General features: G+C 70.8%; 17 protein-coding genes and 1 pseudogene. 9 read left to right on the top strand and 9 right to left on the bottom strand.

Annotated elements, in window-relative coordinates; translation table 11 throughout:
• Positions 1 to 13 precede the first annotated feature (13 nt).
• A complete protein-coding gene (locus tag G6N64_RS21450; RefSeq protein WP_163799579.1) occupies positions 14 to 283 on the top strand; it encodes a DivIVA domain-containing protein in 270 nt (89 codons plus the stop codon).
• Here G6N64_RS21450 and G6N64_RS21455 read toward each other — a convergent pair.
• Together G6N64_RS21455 and tenA are read right to left on the bottom strand one after the other, a co-directional pair.
• Positions 280 to 579: a DUF4193 domain-containing protein gene (locus G6N64_RS21455; protein ID WP_163799581.1), complete on the bottom strand. Its 300-nt coding sequence runs from the start codon at positions 577 to 579 to the stop codon at positions 280 to 282. The two genes, G6N64_RS21450 and G6N64_RS21455, sit on opposite strands and share 4 nt — an antisense overlap.
• 210 nt (positions 580 to 789) lie before the next feature.
• Complete coding sequence (gene tenA, locus G6N64_RS21460) at positions 790 to 1,479, bottom strand: thiaminase II (protein ID WP_163799583.1); 690 nt, start codon at positions 1,477 to 1,479, stop codon at positions 790 to 792.
• A gap of 232 nt (positions 1,480 to 1,711) precedes the next feature.
• Here tenA and ripD point away from each other — a divergent pair, with 232 nt between their 5' ends.
• The 3 genes and pseudogenes from ripD to G6N64_RS21475 all read left to right on the top strand — a co-directional run bounded on the left by ripD (position 1,712) and on the right by G6N64_RS21475 (position 4,807).
• Positions 1,712 to 2,323, top strand: a complete 612-nt coding sequence (gene ripD, locus G6N64_RS21465) for an NlpC/P60 family peptidoglycan-binding protein RipD (protein ID WP_163799585.1) — start codon at positions 1,712 to 1,714, stop codon at positions 2,321 to 2,323.
• Positions 2,324 to 2,395: 72 nt separating this feature from the next.
• Entirely contained in the window at positions 2,396 to 2,890 is a 495-nt protein-coding gene (gene tpx / locus G6N64_RS21470) for a thiol peroxidase (protein ID WP_163799587.1), read from the top strand.
• A gap of 93 nt (positions 2,891 to 2,983) precedes the next feature.
• A pseudogene (locus G6N64_RS21475) lies at positions 2,984 to 4,807 on the top strand (fatty acyl-AMP ligase).
• Between the two features lie 88 nt (positions 4,808 to 4,895).
• Here the strand turns inward: G6N64_RS21475 and G6N64_RS21480 are convergent.
• The 3 genes from G6N64_RS21480 to G6N64_RS21490 are packed head-to-tail and all read right to left on the bottom strand — an operon-like array spanning position 4,896 to position 8,737.
• Positions 4,896 to 6,092, bottom strand: a complete 1,197-nt coding sequence (locus tag G6N64_RS21480; RefSeq protein ID WP_163801996.1) for an SfnB family sulfur acquisition oxidoreductase — start codon at positions 6,090 to 6,092, stop codon at positions 4,896 to 4,898.
• 14 nt (positions 6,093 to 6,106) lie between these two features.
• A complete protein-coding gene (locus G6N64_RS21485) occupies positions 6,107 to 7,276 on the bottom strand; it encodes an LLM class flavin-dependent oxidoreductase (protein ID WP_163799589.1) in 1,170 nt (389 codons plus the stop codon).
• A gap of 9 nt (positions 7,277 to 7,285) precedes the next feature.
• A complete protein-coding gene (locus G6N64_RS21490; RefSeq protein WP_163799591.1) occupies positions 7,286 to 8,737 on the bottom strand; it encodes an LLM class flavin-dependent oxidoreductase in 1,452 nt (483 codons plus the stop codon).
• A gap of 204 nt (positions 8,738 to 8,941) precedes the next feature.
• Between G6N64_RS21490 and G6N64_RS21495 the strand changes: the two genes are divergently transcribed.
• Entirely contained in the window at positions 8,942 to 13,099 is a 4,158-nt protein-coding gene (locus G6N64_RS21495; protein WP_163799593.1) for a SpoIIE family protein phosphatase, read from the top strand.
• Complete coding sequence (locus G6N64_RS21500; RefSeq protein ID WP_163799595.1) at positions 13,096 to 13,410, top strand: STAS domain-containing protein; 315 nt, start codon at positions 13,096 to 13,098, stop codon at positions 13,408 to 13,410. The genes G6N64_RS21495 and G6N64_RS21500 overlap by 4 nt, the downstream gene beginning before the upstream one ends.
• Positions 13,411 to 13,416: 6 nt before the next feature.
• On the opposite strand, the gene G6N64_RS21505 is transcribed toward G6N64_RS21500, so the two are convergent.
• Positions 13,417 to 13,953 (bottom strand): SAM-dependent methyltransferase, encoded by a 537-nt coding sequence (locus G6N64_RS21505; protein WP_163799597.1) that lies wholly within the window; start codon positions 13,951 to 13,953, stop codon positions 13,417 to 13,419.
• Positions 13,950 to 15,500 (bottom strand): class I adenylate-forming enzyme family protein, encoded by a 1,551-nt coding sequence (locus tag G6N64_RS21510; protein WP_163799599.1) that lies wholly within the window; start codon positions 15,498 to 15,500, stop codon positions 13,950 to 13,952. The genes G6N64_RS21505 and G6N64_RS21510 overlap by 4 nt, the downstream gene beginning before the upstream one ends.
• 48 nt (positions 15,501 to 15,548) lie before the next feature.
• On the opposite strand from G6N64_RS21510, the gene G6N64_RS21515 reads away from it, so the two are divergent.
• The 3 genes from G6N64_RS21515 to G6N64_RS21525 all read left to right on the top strand — a co-directional run bounded on the left by G6N64_RS21515 (position 15,549) and on the right by G6N64_RS21525 (position 18,302).
• Positions 15,549 to 16,571: an NADP-dependent oxidoreductase gene (locus G6N64_RS21515; RefSeq protein WP_163799601.1), complete on the top strand. Its 1,023-nt coding sequence runs from the start codon at positions 15,549 to 15,551 to the stop codon at positions 16,569 to 16,571.
• 183 nt (positions 16,572 to 16,754) lie between these two features.
• Positions 16,755 to 17,903, top strand: a complete 1,149-nt coding sequence (locus tag G6N64_RS21520) for an ankyrin repeat domain-containing protein (RefSeq protein ID WP_163799603.1) — start codon at positions 16,755 to 16,757, stop codon at positions 17,901 to 17,903.
• Between the two features lie 24 nt (positions 17,904 to 17,927).
• A complete protein-coding gene (locus G6N64_RS21525) occupies positions 17,928 to 18,302 on the top strand; it encodes an NYN domain-containing protein (RefSeq protein ID WP_197748296.1) in 375 nt (124 codons plus the stop codon).
• Between the two features lie 29 nt (positions 18,303 to 18,331).
• Here G6N64_RS21525 and G6N64_RS21530 read toward each other — a convergent pair whose 3' ends face one another.
• Both G6N64_RS21530 and G6N64_RS21535 read right to left on the bottom strand, forming a co-directional pair.
• Positions 18,332 to 18,622, bottom strand: coding sequence for a hypothetical protein (locus G6N64_RS21530; RefSeq protein WP_163799605.1), 291 nt, complete (start codon positions 18,620 to 18,622; stop codon positions 18,332 to 18,334).
• Positions 18,623 to 18,741: 119 nt separating this feature from the next.
• On the bottom strand, positions 18,742 to 20,100 hold the full coding sequence (locus tag G6N64_RS21535) for an NAD(P)/FAD-dependent oxidoreductase (RefSeq protein WP_163799606.1): 1,359 nt from the start codon (positions 20,098 to 20,100) through the stop codon (positions 18,742 to 18,744).

Genomic DNA, 20,100 nt, shown 5'->3' on the forward strand with positions numbered 1-20,100 from the left:
AGCATCGGCAGCCGTGACCACTGGCGAACCCGCACTCACGGCCGACGACGTACGCACCGCGACGTTCGACAGGTCGCCCTGGATCAAGAAGGGGTACGAGGAGAAGGCGGTGTACGACTTCCTTCAACTGGCGGCCCGACGCCTCGACGGACGGGGTCACCTGTCCGCCGAGGACGTACGCGGCGTCGCGTTCTCCAAGCCGCCGATGGGCAAGCGTGGGCTCGACACCGATCAGGTCGATGCCATGCTCGACCGGATCGCCAGGACGCTCGACGCGCTCTAGACGCAGTCGGAGCAGATTTGCTGCTGATCGGTCTGCAGCGCGATGCGGTTGCGGTGCTGGACGAGGAAGCAACGCGAGCAGGTGAATTCGTCGGCCTGCTTCGGGATCACCCGGACGGTGAGTTCCTCACCGGACAGGTCGGCGCCGGGCAGGTCGAACAGCTCGCCCTCGTCACCGTCGTCGACGTCGAGCACTGCGGTGGCGGCGTCGTTGCGACGGCCCGCCAAGGCTTCCAGTGACTCGTCGGCGACATCGTCGGCTTCGGTCTTGCGTGGTGCGTCGTAGTCAGTAGCCATGGCGACGTCCTCTCGAGTTCTTGTTCGGCGTCACGTCAACGTCGGCAGTGGTCCCGTTGTTCCCGGACTCACCCGCCTGAAACGCACGGTGTCCGATCCCACGTCGAGGCGGTTGCGCCGGGCCGCAGGCGGTGCGCGCCGGCACCGACCGGTCGCAGTGGCCGATCCTACGAAACCGACTGTGCAGCAGCGTGATCGGCACGTTCGCGATCAGACCGGCCAGCGCTCGCGGCGGTAGGCGGCGTCGAAGAACATCCACTCGTAGCGGGCGGTGGTGACGAAGCGGGCGCGAGCCGACGCCTCCTCGGTCACCGACAGCGTGGGACCGAGGGCGTCGGTGAGCACCAACACCTCGGCGACGGTCGCGGCGAACTCCTCGCCGGCGTAGCCGTCGATCCACAGCTGGTATCTCGGGTCGGGCGATCCACGTTCGGCGAGAGCGGCACCCACCCGGGCGTAGATCCAGTAGCAGGGCAGGATCGCGGCGAGTCCGTCGGCGAAGCCGGCGCCGTAGGCGGCTGCCAACAGGTAGCTGGTGTAGGCCACGGTGGTGGGACTCGGCGGGGTCGTCTCGATCAGTTCGGCCGTCAGCCCCAGCCGGGGGAGCAGCGACTCGTGCAGGGCGAGTTCGACGTCGCGAACCTCGGCTGCGTGCCGGGCGAACGTCGCGGTGGCCGCGAGGGTGGGCGCCTTGGCGCCGACGATCGCGAGCGCGCGTGCGTAGTCGCGCAGGTAGTGCACGTCCTGCACCACGTAGTGCGCGAACGCGGCGTCGTCGAGCGTTCCGTCGGTGAGGCCGGAGATGAACGGGTGGGCTCCGATCGCGTCGTACACGGGTTCGATCGCGCCCCAGAGCGCGGTGGACCAGGGCTGTTCGGTCGGCTGGGTCACGCCGCCCATGCTGTCACGCGGCCGCGCTGGACGCGACGTACGAAACAGCAACCAGCAAAGGGTGATTCAGCCCACACCCGGCGGTCACCGTTGGGTCACGGTCCGACAAAGTTCGTGGTCGGCGGCCGGTTATTGACGAGGCGACTGGCACACTTGAGACGAGTGTGACTCGAGTGACTCGTGTGACACCGCCGACCAAGGCTCCAGCACCGCGGGGCCGACTCCAGAACTAGGAAGAACGATGACACGCACCAGGGCCTTCACCGCCATCACCGCCGTCGTGATCAGCGTCGCCATGCTGTTCGCCGGCGTGGCGAGCGCGGACACCTACGCGACGCCCGCGCAGCGCCAGCAGGCCATCGACCTGGTCATCAAGCGCGCCATGTCGCAGGTGGGCGTGCCCTTCACCTACGGCGGTGGCGACGTCAACGGGCCCTCGCTACCGCCGGCCGCGGTCGAGCGCGCGGTGCAGCCCGAGCAGTCCGCCACCGGTCTGGCCGCCGCGAATCCCGACCCCCTGGTCCCGAGCCTGCTCGTCCCCGCGGCCCCGGCGGCGCCCGCGGCGCCTCGCGTTCCCGGTTTCGACGCCTCGGGGCTGATCGTCTACGCGTTCGGCGGCGTCGGCATCAAGATGCCGCGGTCCTCGGGCGAGCAGTACAAGGTCGGCCGGAAGATCCTCCCGTCCCAAGCACTGCCGGGCGACCTCCTGTTCTTCGGCCCGGACGGCACGCAGAGCGTGTCGATGTTCATCGGCGACGGCAAGATGATCGGCGTCAGCGACACCGCCGTCGCCGTGTCTCCCGTCCGCACCACCGACATGGCGCCGTACCTGTCGCGCATCATCGAGTGGTGACGCGCGCCGCGACGTGACGCCGGCGAGCACCCTGACCGCCCACCCACCCGTCCGGCTTGGCAGACTGTGTCCATGGCACAGATAACCTTGCGCGGAAACCCCATCAACACGGTCGGCGAACTGCCCGCCGTCGGCAGCCCGGCCCCGTCGTTCACGCTGACCGGTACCGACCTCGGCGAGATCACGAGTGAGCAGTTCCGCGGGAAGTCCATCGTGCTGAACATCTTCCCGTCGGTCGACACCCCGGTCTGCGGCACCAGCGTTCGCACCTTCAACGAGCGCGCCGCCGCGAGCGGTGCGACCGTCGTGTGCATCTCGAACGATCTGCCGTTCGCGCAGAAGCGATTCTGCGGTGCCGAGGGCATCGAGAACGTGACCACCGGCTCGGCGTTCCGCGACAGCTTCGGTGCGGACTACGGCATCACAATCGCCGACGGCCCGATGGCCGGACTGCTCGGCCGTGCGGTCGTGGTGGTCGGCTCCGACGGCAACGTCTCCTACACCGAACTGGTGCCCGAAATCGGCCAGGAGCCCGACTACGACGCGGCACTCGCCGCCGCCGGATAGCCCTTCCGTCCACCGCAGAGGTCGGTGCGACCGTCCGGTGACCGTGGTCACCGACACCTGACCAGCACTCGCGAGCCCGCCTAGACTGAACTCGTGGTCACCGGCGTCGCTGACGAGTCATCAAGTCGCACCGGCCTTCTGCGCATCGAGGACTGCCTGGACGCACGGGGCGGGGTCGTCCTCCCCCCTGGCGTCAACCTGATCTCGCTGATCGAGCGCAACATCGCCGCCGTCGGCGAGAACGTCGCCTACCGGTATCTGGACCACACCCGTTCGGACACCGGCCAGCCGGTCGAGATCACGTGGCGCCGCCTCGGTGTCCGCCTCGCGGCCGTCGCGGCCGAGATCCAGCGGTTCGCCTCGCACGGCGATCGCGTGGCCATCCTGGCCCCGCAGGGCATCGACTACGTCGTCGGCTTCTTCGCCGCCATCAAGGCCGGCACCATCGCGGTGCCGCTCTTCGCACCCGAACTCCAGGGGCACGCCGAGCGGCTCGGCACCGCGTTCGCCGACGCGACGCCCGCACTGGTGCTGGCGACCGACGCCGCGCGCGCCTCGGTCGAGGGCTTCCTGAACACCGTCCCGGCGTCCCGTCGGCCACGCGTGCTGTCCATCGACGGCGTCGCGGATGCGGCCGGCGACGACTTCACGCCGCAGGACCTCGACCTCGGGGACGTCTCACACCTGCAGTTCACCTCCGGTGCGACACGGGCACCGGTGGGTGTCGAGGTGACGCACCGCGCGGTCGGCACCAACCTCATCCAGATGATCCTGTCGATCGACCTACTCGACCGAAACACGCACGGCCTGAGCTGGTTACCGCTGTACCACGACATGGGCCTGTCCATGATCGGGTTCCCCGCGGTGTACGGCGGCCACTCGACGCTGATGTCGCCGACGGCGTTCATCCGGCGCCCGCAGCGCTGGATCCGCGCACTGTCCGACGGCGGCCGCGAGGGCCGCGTCATCACCGCCGCCCCGAACTTCGCCTACGAGTGGACCGCTCAGCGGGGCCGGCCCGGTCCCGGTGACGACGTCGACCTGAGCAACGCCGTGATGATCATCGGTTCGGAACCGGTGAGCAGCGCCGCGATCGAGACGTTCACCGAGGCCTTCGCGCCGTACGGCCTGTCGCCCACCGCATTCAAGCCGTCCTACGGCATCGCCGAGGCCACGCTGTTCGTCGCGACCATCGGGCCCGACGCGCGGCCCACCGTCCTGCACGCCGACCGGGACCGCCTGACGCGCGGCGACGTGGTGCCGGTGTCGGCCGACGCCCCCGAAGCGGTCGAGCTGGTGTCGTGCGGGCAGGTGGCGCGCAGCCAGTGGTGCGTGATCGTCGACCCGGAGACGGGTGCCGAGGTAGCCGACGGCACCGTCGGTGAGCCCTGGTTGCACGGCGCCAACGTCGGACGCGGCTACTGGGGTAGGCCCGAGGAGACGCGGCACGCCTTCGCGGCGACCGTGACGTCACGACGCCCCGACGGTCACGCGGGCGAGGTGCCGGCCGACGCCGCCTGGCTCCGCACCGGCGACCTCGGGTTCTACCTGGATGGCGAGTTGTACGTTCTCGGACGGCTCGCCGACGTCGTCGCCGCCGGAGGGCGCCGACACGATCCCCACGATCTCGAGGCCACCGCCGCGAACGCGTCCGCGCTGGTGCGACGCGGCTACGCGGCGGCGTTCACCGCTTCCGACGACGACGTGGTGATCGTCGCCGAGCGGGCGACCGGCGCCGGCCGGGCCGATCCCGCGCCCGCCGCCGAGGCGATCCGGGCGGCGGTCGCCGACCGGCACGGCGTCTAGGTCACCGACGTCCGGTTCGTGCCCGCCGGGGCGATCCCGCGGACCACCAGCGGCAAGTTGGCCCGCCGCGCCTGCCGCACGGCGTACCTCGACGGTGCGTTCGACGCGTAGCCGGCGGCGTTCAATTTTCAACGCCGAGTGTGACTCTAACGACGCTCGGAGCCGCTCAGCGTCGTGAGAGTCACAGTCGGGGGAGTCTCTACACCTGACCGTGGCGTGGCGGTCGCGTGCCCGACAGGGCGTGCCGGCCGATGTGCTGCAGCTTCCACCGGGTCGCGTCATGCAGCGTGTGCGTGCGCGCATCCCGCCAGTAGCGGGACAGATTCGCCGACGCCGACGCACTGCGAGTCCCGCCGAGGTCGAACAGCACACTCGACGCCTCCAGCGACGCGCGGACGGCCGCAACCTTCGCCACGGCGACGGCGATGGACGCCGCGGCAGCGGACTCGTCGGTGAGGTCGGCGCGAGCGGCGTCGACCTCGCGTGCGGCGTCGGCCAGCAGCGCGCGGGCCCCACGCACGGTGACCACCAGTTCGCCCGCCACGTGGATCAACGTCGGATCGTCGGCGGCCGTCGCCACGCCGGCCTCGAAGTGCGGACGGGCAGAAGCCGCCTGCCGGACGCCCTCGGCGAGGGCGCCGGTGGCGATGCCGACGTCGATGGCCGCGTGGATGAGCTGGGCGTGCGCGCCGTAGACGGTCGGACGAGAGAAGATCGGCGAGAACGGTACGACGTGCTCGGCGGGCACCCGTACATCGTCCAAGGTGACGGTGCCCGAGGCGGTGGTGCGCTGGCCGAGCCCGTCCCAGTCGTCGACCACCTCGACGCCGGCCGCCTCGATCGGGATGAACGCCAACGACTTCGGCGTCGACGAGTCCGGTTCCCCCGCGCCCTCGACGAGCGAGGCCCGCACGATCAGCCAGTCGGCGAACAGTGCGCCCGTCGAGTAGAACTTGCGCCCCGACAGGACGAAGTCGGTGCCGTCCCGAGCAAGCGTGGTGGTGTCCACGTCGACCGCGTGCGGGCCGCGTTCGGTCTGGGCGTTGGCGAACAGCGCCCCAGCCTCCACCAGCGAGTAGAAGAACTCCTGCTGCGCGGCGGTGCCCTGCGACCGCAACGCCTCGAGGAACGTGTAATGCGACTGCGGGATCTGGGCCAGCGACGGGTCCGCCTCGGCGATCGTGCGGAACACCTGGGCGACCACGGTCGCCGGCGCGTCCAGCCCGCCGAACTCGGCCGGTACCGAGAGGGCCAGCAGCCCAGACCGTTTCAGCGTCCGAACCTCGTCGTGCGGCAGGCGGCGTTCGGCGTCCCGCGTCGAGGCACCCGCCGCGAACTCCGCCGCGATCCGACGGGCCACCGCGGGGACGTCGTCCGCCGCGAGCGCATCGGCCACGGCGGCGGTCGAGGTCACCGAGGCGTACCGACGAACGGGATCGACGCGGGTGCGGCGGTCGATCGCCCGCCGTCGAACAGGCCGCGCTCGCGCAGGATGGGCACGACGCCCTCGCCGAACCAGAACAGTTCCTCGAGGTGCGGGTAGCCGGAGAAGATGAACTCGTCGATGCCGATCTCGGCGTACTCGGCAATGCGGTCGGCGACGTCGGTGTGGCTGCCCACGAGGGCCGTCCCGGCGCCGCCGCGGACCAGTCCGACGCCCGACCACAGGTTCGGTGCAATCTCGAGGCTGCGCGCGTCGTTCCAGCTGCCGTCGGCGCGGTTGGCCTCGTGCAGGGCGAGCATCCGCTTCTGCCCCTCGGACTGGCTACGGCTCAGACCCGCCTGGGCGTCGCGCACGGTCTCCTCGTCGAGGGCCTCGATGAGCCGGCCCGCCTGCACCCACGCCTCGTCGGCGGTGTCCCGCGAAATCGTGTGCAGCCGAATGCCGAAGCGCACCGTGCGGCCCTGGTCGGCGGCCTCCTTGCGGATCCACTCGACCTTCTCGCGGACGGCCTCGGGCGGCTCGCCCCAGGTGAGGTAGACGTCGGCGTGGCGCCCGGCCACCGGGCCGGCTGCCTTCGAGCTGCCGCCGAAGTACAACGGCGGCACCGGGTTCGGCGGTAGCGCCAGAGCGGCTTCGTCGACCTTGATGTGGTTGCCGTCGAGCGTGACGGTCTCACCGGCCCACAGTCGGCGCACGACGTCGAGGAACTCGTCGCACCGCTCGTAGCGGGCGTCCTTGTCGAGGTAGTCGCCGAAGGACCGCTGCTCGTGCGCCTCGCCGCCGACCACGACGTTGAGCAGGATCCGCCCGGGTGCGTGCCGGGCGAACGTGGCGGCCATCTGCGCAGACAGCGTCGGGCTGACCAGTCCCGGCCGGAACGCCACCAGGAAGGCAAGTGACGTCGTCTCGCGCGCCAGCAGCGCGGCGGTGACGAAGGCATCCTCGCACCACGCGCCGGTCGGGATCAGCGCGCCGGTGAAGCCGAAGGTCTCGGCGGCGCGCACGATCGAGGCCAGGTAGTCGGCGGACGCGTCGCGGTCGCTGTGCGCGACGCCCGCGGGGGTGCCGTGGCCGCCGCCGACGATCAGTCGGCTGTCGCCGTAGGTGGGCAGGAACCAGTGCAGTTTCACGGACACGGTGAAATCCTAACGACCGGAGGTGGGTTGCGGCGCCGACGAGGCGGCCGAGGAGGGAACGGTCGACGGACGCTCGATGATGGTGGAGCGTGCGCCGCCAACGCGGTAGCTCGCACCGCGATGCTCCTCGGGCAGCTTGTCGCCGCGGCCGAAGAGCTTGTTGCGCAACGTCCCCGGCGCGTAGTCGGACTGGTAGGCACCGCGTTCGGTGAGCACGGGCACGACGTGCTCGACGAAGTCGGCGAAGGTCCCCGGCGTGATGGCGTAGGCGAGGTTGAAGCCGTCGACGTCGGTCTCGTCGACCCACTCCTGCAGCACGTCGGCGACCTGGGCGCCGGAACCGACGATGAGCGGACCGATCCCACCGATCTTCCCCCACGTCGCGATGTCGTCGACCGACCACTCGCCACCGTCGGGATCCGCGGACTGGAACGCCTTGACCGCGGACAGGATCGCGTTCGAGTCCACGTTCCCGATCGGCTCGTCGCGGCCGTACCGGGACAGGTCGACGCCCATCCACCCCGACATGAAGACCAGTGCGCCCTCCGGATCGCCGTAGGACAGGTATTCGGCGTGCTTGGCGCGCGCCTCGTCCTCGGTGGCGGCGGTGATGACCGTCGACAGGTTGAAGATCTTCGCCGCGTACGGGTCGCGGCCCGCGAGTTCGAGTTCCCGGCGGATCGTGTCGACGGTCTCCCGCAGGATCGCCTTGGTCGGTGCGGCGGTGAAGATTGCCTCGGCGTTCTCGGCGGCGAAGCGGACGCCGCGCGGGGAGGCGCCGGCCTGGAAGAGCACCGGCGTCCGTTGCGGAGACGGTTCCGACAGGTGGATGCCCGGGACGCTGAAGTGCGCACCCTGGTGGCCGATGTGGTGCACCTTGTCCGGGTCGGTGAAGACGCCGCGCTCGCGGTCGCGCACGACGGCGTCGTCCTCCCAGGAGCCCTCCCACAGTTTGTAGAGCACCTCGAGGTACTCGTCGGCGTGGTCGTAGCGTGCGTCGTGCGCCGGCTGGTCGGTCTGGCCCATGTTGCGCGCCGCCGCGGGCAGGTACCCGGTGACGACGTTCCAGCCGACGCGGCCCTTGGTGAGGTGATCGAGCGTCGACACCCGCCGGGCGAACGGATAGGGGTGCTCGAAGCCGGTGCCGGTGGTGATCCCGAAGCCGAGGTGCTCCGTCACCAGGGCCATCGCGGACACCAGCAGCAGCGGATCGTTGACGGGTATCTGTGCGGCCTGCCGGATGGCCGCCTCGTCGCTGGCGCCGTAGATGTCGTAGGTCCCGAGGACGTCGGCGATGAACAGCCCGTCGAACCGGCCGCGCTCGAGGAGTTTCGCCAGTTCGGCCCAGTAGGACAGGTCCTTGTACGAGGCGGACCGGTCCTCGGGATGGCGCCACAGACCGGGGGACTGGTGGGCGACGCAGTTCATGTCGAAGGCGTTGAAGCGAATGATGCGTGTCACTGACCCGATGCTCGCGGTCGCGCCGCCGTCCGTCACGGTTTCTGGTCATCGCGATCCGAAGGAGACGGTGGGTGACGACCTCCCCGGTGACGTTTGCCAACGGCAGATCCTAGGGTAGACACCTCAGCGACCTGGTCGTCGCGCGTCCACGTGGGGCGCGCCTCTGGCGAGAGCCGTTCCAGCGTGTCGGCGAGAGGACATCGGGTGAGCGAAAGGCGCGCCGAGCGACGCTCGCCCGCGACGACCGACGCCGCGGTCTTCGACGCCGATCCCGAGATCGGTGCCGACCTGCTGCGGGTGGACTGGGGGGCGACGGCGCTCGGTGCGCCGGCGCAGTGGCCCCAGAGCCTGCAGACCGCCGTCAGCATCCTGCTGTCGTCGCGATTCGCCATGTGGATGGCGTGGGGTCCGGACCTCGCCTTCTTCTGCAACGCCGCCTACCGCCGCGACACGCTCGCGGGCAAGTACCCGTGGGCACTGGGCCGGCCGGCGAGCGAGGTGTGGGCCGAGATCTGGCCAGACATCGGACCGCGGATCGAACGGGTGCTGTCGACGGGGTTGGCCACCTGGGATTCGTCGCTGCTGCTGTTCGTCGAGCGGTCCGGATATCCGGAGGAGAGCTACCACACCTTCTCCTACAGCCCGCTGCGCGACGACGCCGGCGACGTGGTCGGCATGCTCTGCGTGGTCAGCGAGGACACCGACCGCGTGATCAGCGAGCGGCGCCTCGCGACGCTTCGCGACCTGGGATCGGATCCCAGCGTGATGCTCGCCGAGGAGGACATGCTGGCGGCGTCGGCGCACCAACTCGGACGCAACCTGCGCGATCTGCCGTTCACTCTGACCTACCTCTTCGACCGAGAGGGCAGCGCCCGACTCGGCGCCGCGAGCGGGATCACCCCCGGGCACCCAGCCGCGCCCACCGCGCTGACCGACGACGCCGACGCCCCGTGGCCCTTCGACGAAGCGCTCGCGGGCCGGTCGACCGTGATCGACCTGACGGGCGAGCGGTACGCCGAGCTGCCGCGCGGGGCCTGGCCCGACCCACCCGGACAGGCGCTGATCGTCCCGCTGCTCCAGCAGGGCGCGACGCCGTGCGGCTTCCTCGTCGCGGGTCTCAACCGGTACCGGCCCTTCGACGACGGGTACCAGGGTTTCGTCGAACTCGTCGCCGCCCACGTCGCCGCGGAGATCGCCGCGGCGCGAAACTTCCTCGCCGAACGGCGACGCGCCGAGGAACTCGCCGAACTCGACCGGGCGAAGACCACGTTCTTCTCCAATATCAGCCACGAGTTCCGGACGCCGTTGACGCTGATCCTCGCGCCGGTCGCGGAACTGCGGGAGCGGACCGACGGCATCGACGACCGCGCCCGACGGGAGCTGGACGTCGTGCACCGCAACGGATTACGATTGTCGAAGCTCGTCAACACGCTGCTCGACTTCTCCCGCATCGAAGCGGGCCGCATGCAGGCCAGTTACCAGCCCGTCGACCTGGCGGCGGTCACCGCCGACCTCGCCAGCGTCTTCCGCTCCGCGGTCGACCGGGCGGGACTCGACCTCGTGGTGGACTGCGCCGCCCTCGCCGACGACGTCTACGTCGACCGGGACATGTGGGAGAAGGTCGTCCTCAACCTGCTGTCGAACGCCGTGAAGTTCACCTTCGAGGGGTCCATCGAGGTGCGCGTGGAACGGGTGGGCGCCGAGGCGGTCGTGACGATCGCCGACACCGGCATCGGGGTGGCCGCCGACGAGGTTCCCCGCCTGTTCGAACGCTTCCACCGCATCGAGAACGCCCGTGCCCGGTCCAACGAGGGCAGCGGGATCGGGCTCGCCCTGGTCCAGGAGCTGGTGAGCCTGCACGGCGGCAGCATCACCGCCGACAGTCGCGAGGGCGTCGGCACCACCTTCACCATCCGCCTGCCGTTCGGCTCGGCACACCTGGCACCGGAGTCGATCGTGGCCGCGCCCGGCGCGCGATCGACCGCCGCCACCGCGGATCCCTTCGTGCAGGAGGCGCTGCGCTGGCTGCCCGAGGACAGCCGGCCGACGGACGCCCTCGCCCTGGATCCGACCGTGCCCGCCTCCGCCGACGCGGATGCACCCACCCGGGTCCTCGTCGCGGACGACAACGCCGACATGCGGGAGTACCTGACCCGGCTCCTGCGGGCTGCCGGCTACGACGTCACCGCGGTGGTCGACGGTCAGGAGGCCCTCGAACGGGTCCGCGCCACGATGCCCGACCTCGTGGTCAGCGACGTGACGATGCCCCGACTTGACGGGCTGGCGCTGGTCGGGGCGCTGCGCACGGATTCCCGGACGGCGGCGGTGCCGGTGCTGCTGCTCTCGGCGCGGGCCGGTCAGGACGAGTCGATCGAGGGCCTGCAGGCAGGTGCGGACGACTATCTGGTCAAGCCCTTCGCCGCCGCCGAACTACTCGCACGGGTGCGCGCGAACGTCGAGATGGCTCGCCTGCGCAACAACCACTCCCGGTGGAGGACGGCACTCGTCGAGTCCCTGCAGGAGGCGTTCTTCGTCTGCGACGAGAACGGCACCGTCATCGAGATCAACGCCGCGTTCACCGATGTCCTCGGATACGGGCCGGAGGGGCTGCCGTACGAGGCGGTGCACCCGTGGTGGCCGGACGAGCGAGCCGATCCCGAGGCCTACCGGCTGGTGGCGCAGTCCTTCGCCGGCCTCGTCGGTCGCGACCGCGGCAGCTACACGGTGCCCGTGATTCACCGGGACGGCCACCGGGTGTGGGTGACGTTCAACTTCAGTCAGGCCACCGACCCGAATTCCGGGCTCAAGGCGACGGTGGGCACGCTCCGCGACGCGACCGCCGAGCACTACACAGTGCAGCGGGAGACCTCACTGGCGGAGGTGAACAGCATCCTGGCCGAGGCCGACACGCTGGACCAGGCCCTGCGTTCCACGGCCGAGGAACTGCGGCGGTTGTGGAACGCGCGGCGGGTGCTCGCGGTCACCTTCACCGGCGCAGCCGACGTCGAGTTCTCATCGGTGGGGGAGCCTTCGCGATGGGTGGATCTGTCCACCGACGTGCGCCGTGCCATCCAGGCCCTGAGCGAGGGTGACCTGCTGGTCACCGACACCGACCGGACCGGGTCCGCGGGCATAGCTCTGCAGCACCCGCGCGGAGTGCTGGTGTTCTGGATCGACCTGTCGGAGCGACGGCCGTTCACCGCGGAGGACCAGACCCTGCTCGTCGTCCTGGCGGGTCGTGTCGGCCAGGGCCTGCAACGAGTCCTCCAGGTCGACCAACAGCGGGAAACTGCTCTGGCGCTGCAACATTCGATCCTCGGACCCGTCAGCCTGCCCAACGGCTTCGCGGTGCGCTACCAGCCCGCCACCCAGCCACTGCAGGTCGGCGGCGACTGGTACGACGTGGTCGAACTCGACGACGGCCGGTTCGGCCTGATCGTCGGCGACTGCGTGGGCCACGGGCTGATCGCGGCGACCATCATGGGGCAGCTGCGCAGCGCGTGCCGCGCACTGCTGCTCGAAAAGCTCAGTCCGAGTGCGGCGTTGTCTGCATTGGATCGATTCGCCGTGCGACTGCCCGGGGCAGCGTGCACGACGGCCTTCTGCGCGGTCCTCGACACCGACACCGGCGACCTGACGTACTCCAGCGCCGGGCACCCGCCGCCGATCCTGGTCAACGCCGACGGGTCCTCGTCCGAACTCGCCGACGGACACACGATCCCGATCGGGATCAGGACGAACCGGGAGCGTCCGGAGGCGCACGTGGTGATCCCGCCCCGCGCCACGTTGCTCCTCTACACCGACGGTCTGGTGGAGCGCCGCCGCCATTCCCTGGATCAGGGCATCGCGCGCGCGACGGAGGTCATGCGCGACGGCAGCGCGACGGCCCTGGAGGAACTGGCAGGCCGGGTCATGACCGACCTCGCCGCCGGCGACGGCTACGAGGACGACGTCGCGGTCCTGCTCTACCGGCAGCCGGCGCCGCTGCACATGACGTTCCCCGCCCACGCGAGCTATCTCGCCGACACCCGAACGGCGTTGCGGAACTGGATGGGTCGCGCCGAGCTGGCCAACGAGCAGATGCAGAGCATCCTGGTCGCGGTGGGCGAGGCCGTCGCGAACGCCATCGAGCACGGGCACCGGGACCGGCCCGACGGACTCATCACCCTCGACGCCACCATGCTCGTCAACGAGGTCCAGCTCTCGATCGTGGACACGGGCACCTGGAAGCCCGAGCGCACGTCGCCCGACATCACCCGCGGCAGGGGAATCGCGCTCATGCGCGGGCTTCTCGACGACGTCGCCATCGACAGGGAGGACTCGGGGACGACGGTCCGGCTCCTCTCGAGGATGACCTCGTGACCACGCCGCTCACGCTCGACACCGTCGGACGCGACGACGGTTCCCGCGCCGTGGTCGCCACCGGAGAGATCGATCTGAGCAACGTCGCGTCGTTCACGACGGCACTGGAGGCCGCCGTGGAGGGGTCCGACGCAGAGGCCCCGCGGGTGGAGGTCGACCTGACCGGGGTCGACTACCTCGACAGCGGTGGCATCAACGTGCTGTTCACCCATGCCGACCGCATCCGCGTGGTGGCGAACCCGATCCTGGTCCCGGTGCTGACCATCAGCGGCTTCACCGAACTCGCACCCGTGGAGCCGGCGCGCGTCTGACGCGTCCTACCGCCTGGCCAGGAGCCAGGCCAGTCCGTCCGCCTCGCCCGCGGTGATGACGTCGAGGGATCCGAACGCGCGGGTCAGTTCGCCCGCTGCGGCACGGAATCGGCCGGGCTCCGCGCCCACCTCGCTCAGCGCGGTCACGGCGAGCACCCCGCCGGGTGCGATGCGGGCGAGCACGTCCCGATCGAGCCGGCCATCGCGGAACCGTTGACACACCAGCACGTTCACCGGCGGGCCCTCGGGGAGACCGTCGTCGAGATCGACGACCGAGAACCTGCAGCGGTCCGCGACGCCCGCCGCCTCGGCGAGCCTCACGGCGGCCGCGATGGCCACCGGCGAGACGTCCACCGCAGTGACGTGCGACCCGCGGCGTGCCAGCCACACGGCGACGGAGCCACTCCCACAGGCGAGTTCGAGCGCGTACCCGGCGGACGGGAACTGATCGACGTGGTCCGCGAACACCTCGGGCGGTCCGATCGGTCGTGGCCCGTGGGCGGAATGCCGTTCGTCCCACCGCCTCCGGTCCTCCGCGGTCACGGCGCCACCAGGGGAGCGACCACGCCGTCGACGACCATGGCGCGTACCGTCCGGCGGTCGAGCTTGCCGCTCGGCAGCGTGGGTATCTGGTCGTGGCTCGCGGTCAGCCACCGCGTCGGCACCTTGTAGCCGGACAGCCGTTCGCGGGCGCGCGCGGCCAGTGACGACGGGTCTACTGGTGCGGCGGGCACGATGACCGCGCACACCTCCTCACCTCGCTCGGGGTGGTCGATTCCCACCACGACGCACTGCACGACGTCGTCGAACCCGCCGATGACGGCCTCGACCTCCAGCGGGGACACGTTTGCGCCGCCCGCCTTGATCAGTTCGCTCGTGCGGCCGACGTAGAACAGGCGCGGATCGCCCGCGCGCCGGTACACCCGGTCCCCGGTGTGGTACCAGCCGTCCGGGTCGAACGTGTCGGCTCGCTCGCGCTTGTTGTAACCGCTCATGACGCCGGCCCCCCGGATCCACAGTTCGCCGACCGTGCCGTCCGGCACGGGCAGGCCGTCGTCGTCGACCACCGCGATCTCGGTGAACGCGAAGCCGCCCGCGGTCTCGGACATGGTGCGGTGCACGGGATGTCCATCGGGCACCCCGGTCATGGCGATGTCGAGGGGACCGTCGCGCAGCTGCGGCACGCTGCCGAGATCCCGTCCGGCGAAGCTGGGGTGGTCGCGCAGCCGCTGCGTGAAGGCGGGCCATCCGATGACGCCGGTGGCCCGTTCGCGCTCGATCAGGTCGAGCGCCGACCCCGCGTCCAGCTTCGGCATGACGATGACGGTGACCGGTTCGTGCAGTGCGCCGGTGGCGGCCAGCAGCCCGCCGACCCAGAAGAACGGCATCGCGCAGAGGATGCGCGCCGGTCCGTCGGAACCGGTGACCGCCCGGATCGCGGCGGGCCACGTCGACGTCTGGCGCACCAGGGTGCCGTGGGTGTGCAGCACTCCCTTGGGGTCGGCGGTGGACCCTGACGTGTGGATCATGACGGCGAGGTCCGCGGCGGACACCTCCCCCTCGACGGCGGCCAGGACCGCGTCGGGCACCCCGTCGTCGCCGCCCCACCGCGTCGCCCAACTGCGTGCCGAGGCGCCGACCGTCACGATCGACCGGAGGTAGGGCGCGTCGACCAGCACGATGCGATCCGCCGTCTGATCGACGAGGTCTCCGAAGGCGGCCTCGAAGCGGTCGCCGACGTCGACGTCGAGGACCCTGTCGGGAGCCACCAGCACACCGATGTCCCCGGACCGCACCACCTTCGAGATCTCGGCCGGCGTGTAGAGGGTGCTGATCGGGACCGCGAGCGCCCCGATCCGCGACGCAGCGAGCCACCACACCACCCAGTCGACACCGTTGGGGAGGAAGAGCCCGAGGCGCGCACCCTTGCCGACGCCTCGCGCGAGCAACCACCGCGCCGCCTCCGCGGACCGCCGCTCGGCGTCGGCGTAGGTCAGTCGGTCCGAGGCGGTCACAACGTAGTCGTGGTCGCCGAATACAGCCGCGGCATCCCGCAGCAGGACGGGCACGGTCGGTCTTCCATCGGTCACCCCGAGGATTCTCGCCGACGCCGCCCCGGGTTTGGGTAGGTTCACGGCGTGCCTGATTCCGTGAACCGCCAGGTGTTGTTGCGACGCAGGCCGACGGGCCTCGTCGCGCCGGACGACACGGAGCTCGTCGAGTCGCCGATGCCGGAACCCGCGGAGGGTGAGGCGCTGCTGCGCACCACGTACGTCGGGATCGACGCCGCGGTGCGGACGTGGCTCGACGACCAGCCGAGCTACCTGCCGCCGGTCGGGCTCGGCGAGGTGATCCGCGCGGCGGGCATCGGCGAGGTCGTCGCGTCGCGCTGCGACGCGTACGCGGTGGGCGATCTGGTGACGACCCTCTCGGGCTTCCAGGAGTACTGCCTGATCCGCGACGATCTGTTCAGCACGCCGATGCCCGGCCTCACCGACCAGTTGGCGATCATGTCGGTCTACGGACCCACCGGCGCGACGGCGTACTTCGGGATGACCGACATCGGTAGGCCGAAGGAGGGGGAGACCGTCGTCGTGTCCGCCGCGGCAGGCGCCACCGGATCGATCGCCGGGCAGATCGCCAAGGTGCACGGTGCACGCGTGGTCGGCATCGCGGGCGGTCCGCAGAAGTGCGAGGCGGTGGTCGAGTCCTTCGGCTTCGACGCGTGCATCGACTACCGCGAGGCCGATCTGGCGAGCGCCGTGAAGGCGCACTGTCCGCGCGGCGTCGACGTCTACTTCGACAACGTGGGCGGCCCGATCCTCGATGCCGTGCTGGGCAGGCTCGCCCGCAACGCGCGGGTGGTGCTGTGCGGGGTCATCTCGAGCTACCTCAGCGGCGAGCATCCCGGACCGTCGAACTACGTGAACCTGCTCGCGAAGACGGCGACGATGCAGGGCTTCAACGCCCTCGACCAGTGGGGCCGCTTCGACGAGGCCTTCACCGCGCTGCACCGGTGGGAGCAGGATGGTCTGCTCAAGCACCGGCAGACCATCTACCACGGCATCGAGTCGTGCGTCGACGCGCTCAACGGGATGTTCACCGGAGCGAACGTCGGCAAGATGCTGGTCGAGGTCGGCGCGCCCACCACCGGGCCTTGAGCGGCGCGTGTGGTTCCCATGAGGGTGGCGCCCGTCATCGGGGACTGATAACTTCCCCGGTGGGCGCGCAGGACCGCCCGACGTCCGCTCGAAGAGGCTCAGCCTCCCTGCATTGACGATGATCGCCGCCGACCTCTTCTCGGCCCGACCTCGCGGACGCCGGGCTCTCGAGAGGAGGCCGTCATGGCCAGTTCCCTACCCGACAATCCCTCGCTGGACCGACTGCGCGCCGCCGCGCGCGACCTGCAGCGTGAGTCGGGCACCGCACTGCACGCGGCCCAGTTGGCCGTGGCTCGCGGCTACGGCTTCACCGGGTGGCCCGCGCTGGTCCGATATCTGCACGCCGTCCGCGACCTCGCCGTCGACCCCACCCGCGTCGACGAGGACGGCCTCGACGCAGCCGACCGGTTCTGCGCCGCGGGGACGCTGCACTACGACGACACCGACGCGCCGCCGCGGTGGCAGGCCGCGGCCGACGTGCTGCAATCGGACCCCACCCTCGTCGACCGGCACGTGTGGGCGGCCGCCACGGCGCACGATCCGCGGGCTCTCGGACGCCACCTCGCGTCCCGGCCGGGTCTGGCGGACGAACGCGGTGGACCGTTCGGGTGGACGCCGCTGACGTACCTGGCCTACTCGCGCGTCCCCGTCGACCGCGGCGAGGACGAGGTGCTCGCGGCCGCCGGCCTGCTCCTCGACGCGGGCGCCGATGCCGACGCCGGGTACCTGTGGCGCGGCATGTCGACGCCGTTCACGGTGCTGACGGGCGTGTTCGGCGAAGGCGAGCAGGGCCCCCGACGCCAGCCCCGGCACCGGTGCGCCACGGCGCTGGCGGACCTGCTGCTTCGGCGCGGCGCGCATCCCGCGGATCAGCAGACGCTCTACAACCGGATGTTCCGGCCCGACGACTCGCATCTGCACCTGCTGTTCACCCACGGCCTGGCCGATGCCGGCCCGAGTCCGTGGGAGCGCCGCCTCGGCGAGGCCATGGAGACGCGTCCGCAGATGTGGCGCCGGCAGGTCCGCTGGGCGGCCGAGCACGGCTTCGCCGATCGTCTGGCACTGTTCGCACGGCACGGGATCGACGTCTCGGGAGTCGACCTCGTGACGCCACGCTTCCCCGACGACCCGAATGCCCGCGACGACGACGGCGTCACCCCGTTGCACCACGCGGCGTGGGACGGGGACCTCGACCTCGTCGGGGCGCTGCTCGACGCCGGTGCGGATCCGTCGGCCGTCGACGCACGGTTCGGCACGACCCCGCTGCAGTGGGCCGAGCACGCCTACCAGGACGAGGCAGCCGACCTGCTCCGCACGCGCACGACGACCTGACCCGTCCCGCCGTACCGTCGGGGGGTGCGGTGGATCGTGGACGGGATGAACGTCATCGGCTCACGGCCGGACGGATGGTGGCGGGACCGCCACGGCGCCATGGTCACCCTGGTCCACCGCCTCGAGCGGTGGGCGACCTCCGAGCGCCTCGAGGTCACGGTCGTGTTCGAGCGGCCGCCCGATCCGCCGATCCGTTCCACGGTGATCGACGTCGACCACGCGGATGCCGCGGGGCCGGACTCCGCCGACGACGAGATCGTTCGACTACTGCTGGGCGCGGACGATCCGGGGGGAGTGTGCGTCGTGACGTCGGATTCGACGCTGACGCGTCGCGCCCGTTCGGCGGGTGCCACCGTTCATCCGGCGAGCGCGTTCCGGGACGTCGTCGATCCGCCGTGACGTAGGTGCTCGACCGAAGGCGAACGGCGTCAGCCGCCCTGGCTCTCCTGCAGGGCGTAGCACTTGCCGATGCGCTCGGGCGTGCAGGGGATGCCGTTGACGGTGGAGAACCCGTTCGGGTTCAGTACGACGTCCGCACTGGGCCGCGACGCGGCGGGGGGCAGGTAGGCGGGTCCGCTGGATCCGCTCTTGGTGCAGACGCCGTCGAAGCGGGTCTGGGCAGTGCCGTAGGGGCACGTGGCAGAGGCGGGGGCGGCAGCGACGAGGGGCGCCGACGCGGCGATCACGGCACATCCGAACAGGAGAATCGCGCGCTTCACGGCATTCACATCGCTTCCGGTATTGGGTCGAACCTCTGACAGCCTATCGCGCAGCCCGCCCGTCGCGTTATCAACGGGCCATCGCGAGGGGTGAGGTCCGTCGCAGCGGGCCGGATCCGCTACGCGTTCTGACCGTCGTCGGTCGAATGATTGCCCTGGTGCACCGGGGACTCCCACGTGTACGGCTCCTCGGGGTGACCCGAGCCGCCCAGGATGAACGTGCGGTCCGTCCGGTTGGCCCGCGCGATCGTGGCCATCCACGTCGCGACGGTGCTGACGCGGTTCTGCACGCCGGTGAGGAACGCGATGTGGATGAACCCCCAGCCCAGCCACCCGAGCTTGCCGGTCAGCTTCACCGGTCCGGCCTGCAGCAGTGCGTGGCCGCGGCTGATGTAGGCCGCCGAGCCGAGGTCGCGGTACCGGAAGTCCTTGCGGCCGCGCATGCCGAGGTCGCGACGGATGCACGCGGCGACGTGTAGCCCACCCTGCATGGCGTTCTCCGCCACGCCCGGTAGTCCGTCGCGGCCCGCGAGATCGCCGATCACGAACACGTCGGGATGGCCGGACACCGACAGATCGGGGCCGACAGTGATGCGGCCCGACCGGTCGGTGTCGGCGCCGAGCATCTTCGCGGCGTGCTTGGCGAACGGCACCGCCTCGACGCCGGCGGTCCACAGCACCGTGCGCGCGGCGTACTCCTCGTCGGGCCCGCCGCCCTTGGGACGTACGGTCACGCCGTCGCGCCGGACGTCGGTCACGTGCACGCCGAAGTGCAGTTCGACTCCGAGCGCCTCCAGCGTCCGGCCTGCGCGGTGCGCCATCTTCGGCGCGAACGACTTGAGGACGCGGTCGCCGCCGTCGAACAGCAGGACCCGTGCCTCCTCGGGCTCGATCGCGTGGAACTCGTTGGCCAGCGCCCGTGTCGCCAATTCCCTTATCTGTCCGGCCAACTCGACACCGGTCGGACCGCCGCCCGAGACGACGAACGTGAGCCAGCCGTCCCGTTCGGGACCGGGCGGGAGCGTCTCGGCGATCTCGAACGCCGCGAACACCCGGCGGCGGATGCTGAGTGCGTCGTCGAGTGTCTTCATGCCGGGCGCCCACGCCGCGAACTCCTCGTGCCCGAAGTAGGACTGCCGCATCCCCGCCGCGATCACCAGATAGTCGTAGTCGAGCGTGTACTCCGTCTCGTCGGGGCGGCGCGCGGTGACCGTCCGGGCGTCGGGGTCGAGCCGGATCGCCTCACCCAGGAGGGTCTGCACGTTGTCGCGATCGGCGAGTTCCTCGCGCAGCGACCGGCTGATCTGACCGATGCTCAGCGTGCCGGTCGCGCACTGGTACAGCAGCGGCTGGAACACGTGGCACGCCGCGCGGTCGAGCAGCGTCACGTCGACGTCGACGTTGCCGAGTCGGCGGGCGCAGAACAACCCACCGAACCCACCGCCGATGACGAGTACCTTCGGTCGCCTCGCGGACAT

The sequence above is a fragment of the Mycolicibacterium sediminis genome (assembly GCF_010731735.1).
GTDB classification, from domain to species: Bacteria; Actinomycetota; Actinomycetes; order Mycobacteriales; family Mycobacteriaceae; genus Mycobacterium; species Mycobacterium sediminis.

Bases quoted from the DNA above. Each gene is read 5' to 3' on its own strand.
- tenA (WP_163799583.1), bottom strand. From the start codon at position 1,479: ATGGGCGGCGTGACCCAGCCGACCGAACAGCCCTGGTCCACCGCGCTC.
- ripD (WP_163799585.1), top strand. From the start codon at position 1,712: ATGACACGCACCAGGGCCTTCACCGCCATCACCGCCGTCGTGATCAGC.
- tpx (WP_163799587.1), top strand. From the start codon at position 2,396: ATGGCACAGATAACCTTGCGCGGAAACCCCATCAACACGGTCGGCGAA.
- G6N64_RS21455 (WP_163799581.1), bottom strand. From the start codon at position 579: ATGGCTACTGACTACGACGCACCACGCAAGACCGAAGCCGACGATGTC.
- G6N64_RS21520 (WP_163799603.1), top strand. From the start codon at position 16,755: ATGGCCAGTTCCCTACCCGACAATCCCTCGCTGGACCGACTGCGCGCC.
- G6N64_RS21535 (WP_163799606.1), bottom strand. From the start codon at position 20,100: ATGTCCGCGAGGCGACCGAAGGTACTCGTCATCGGCGGTGGGTTCGGT.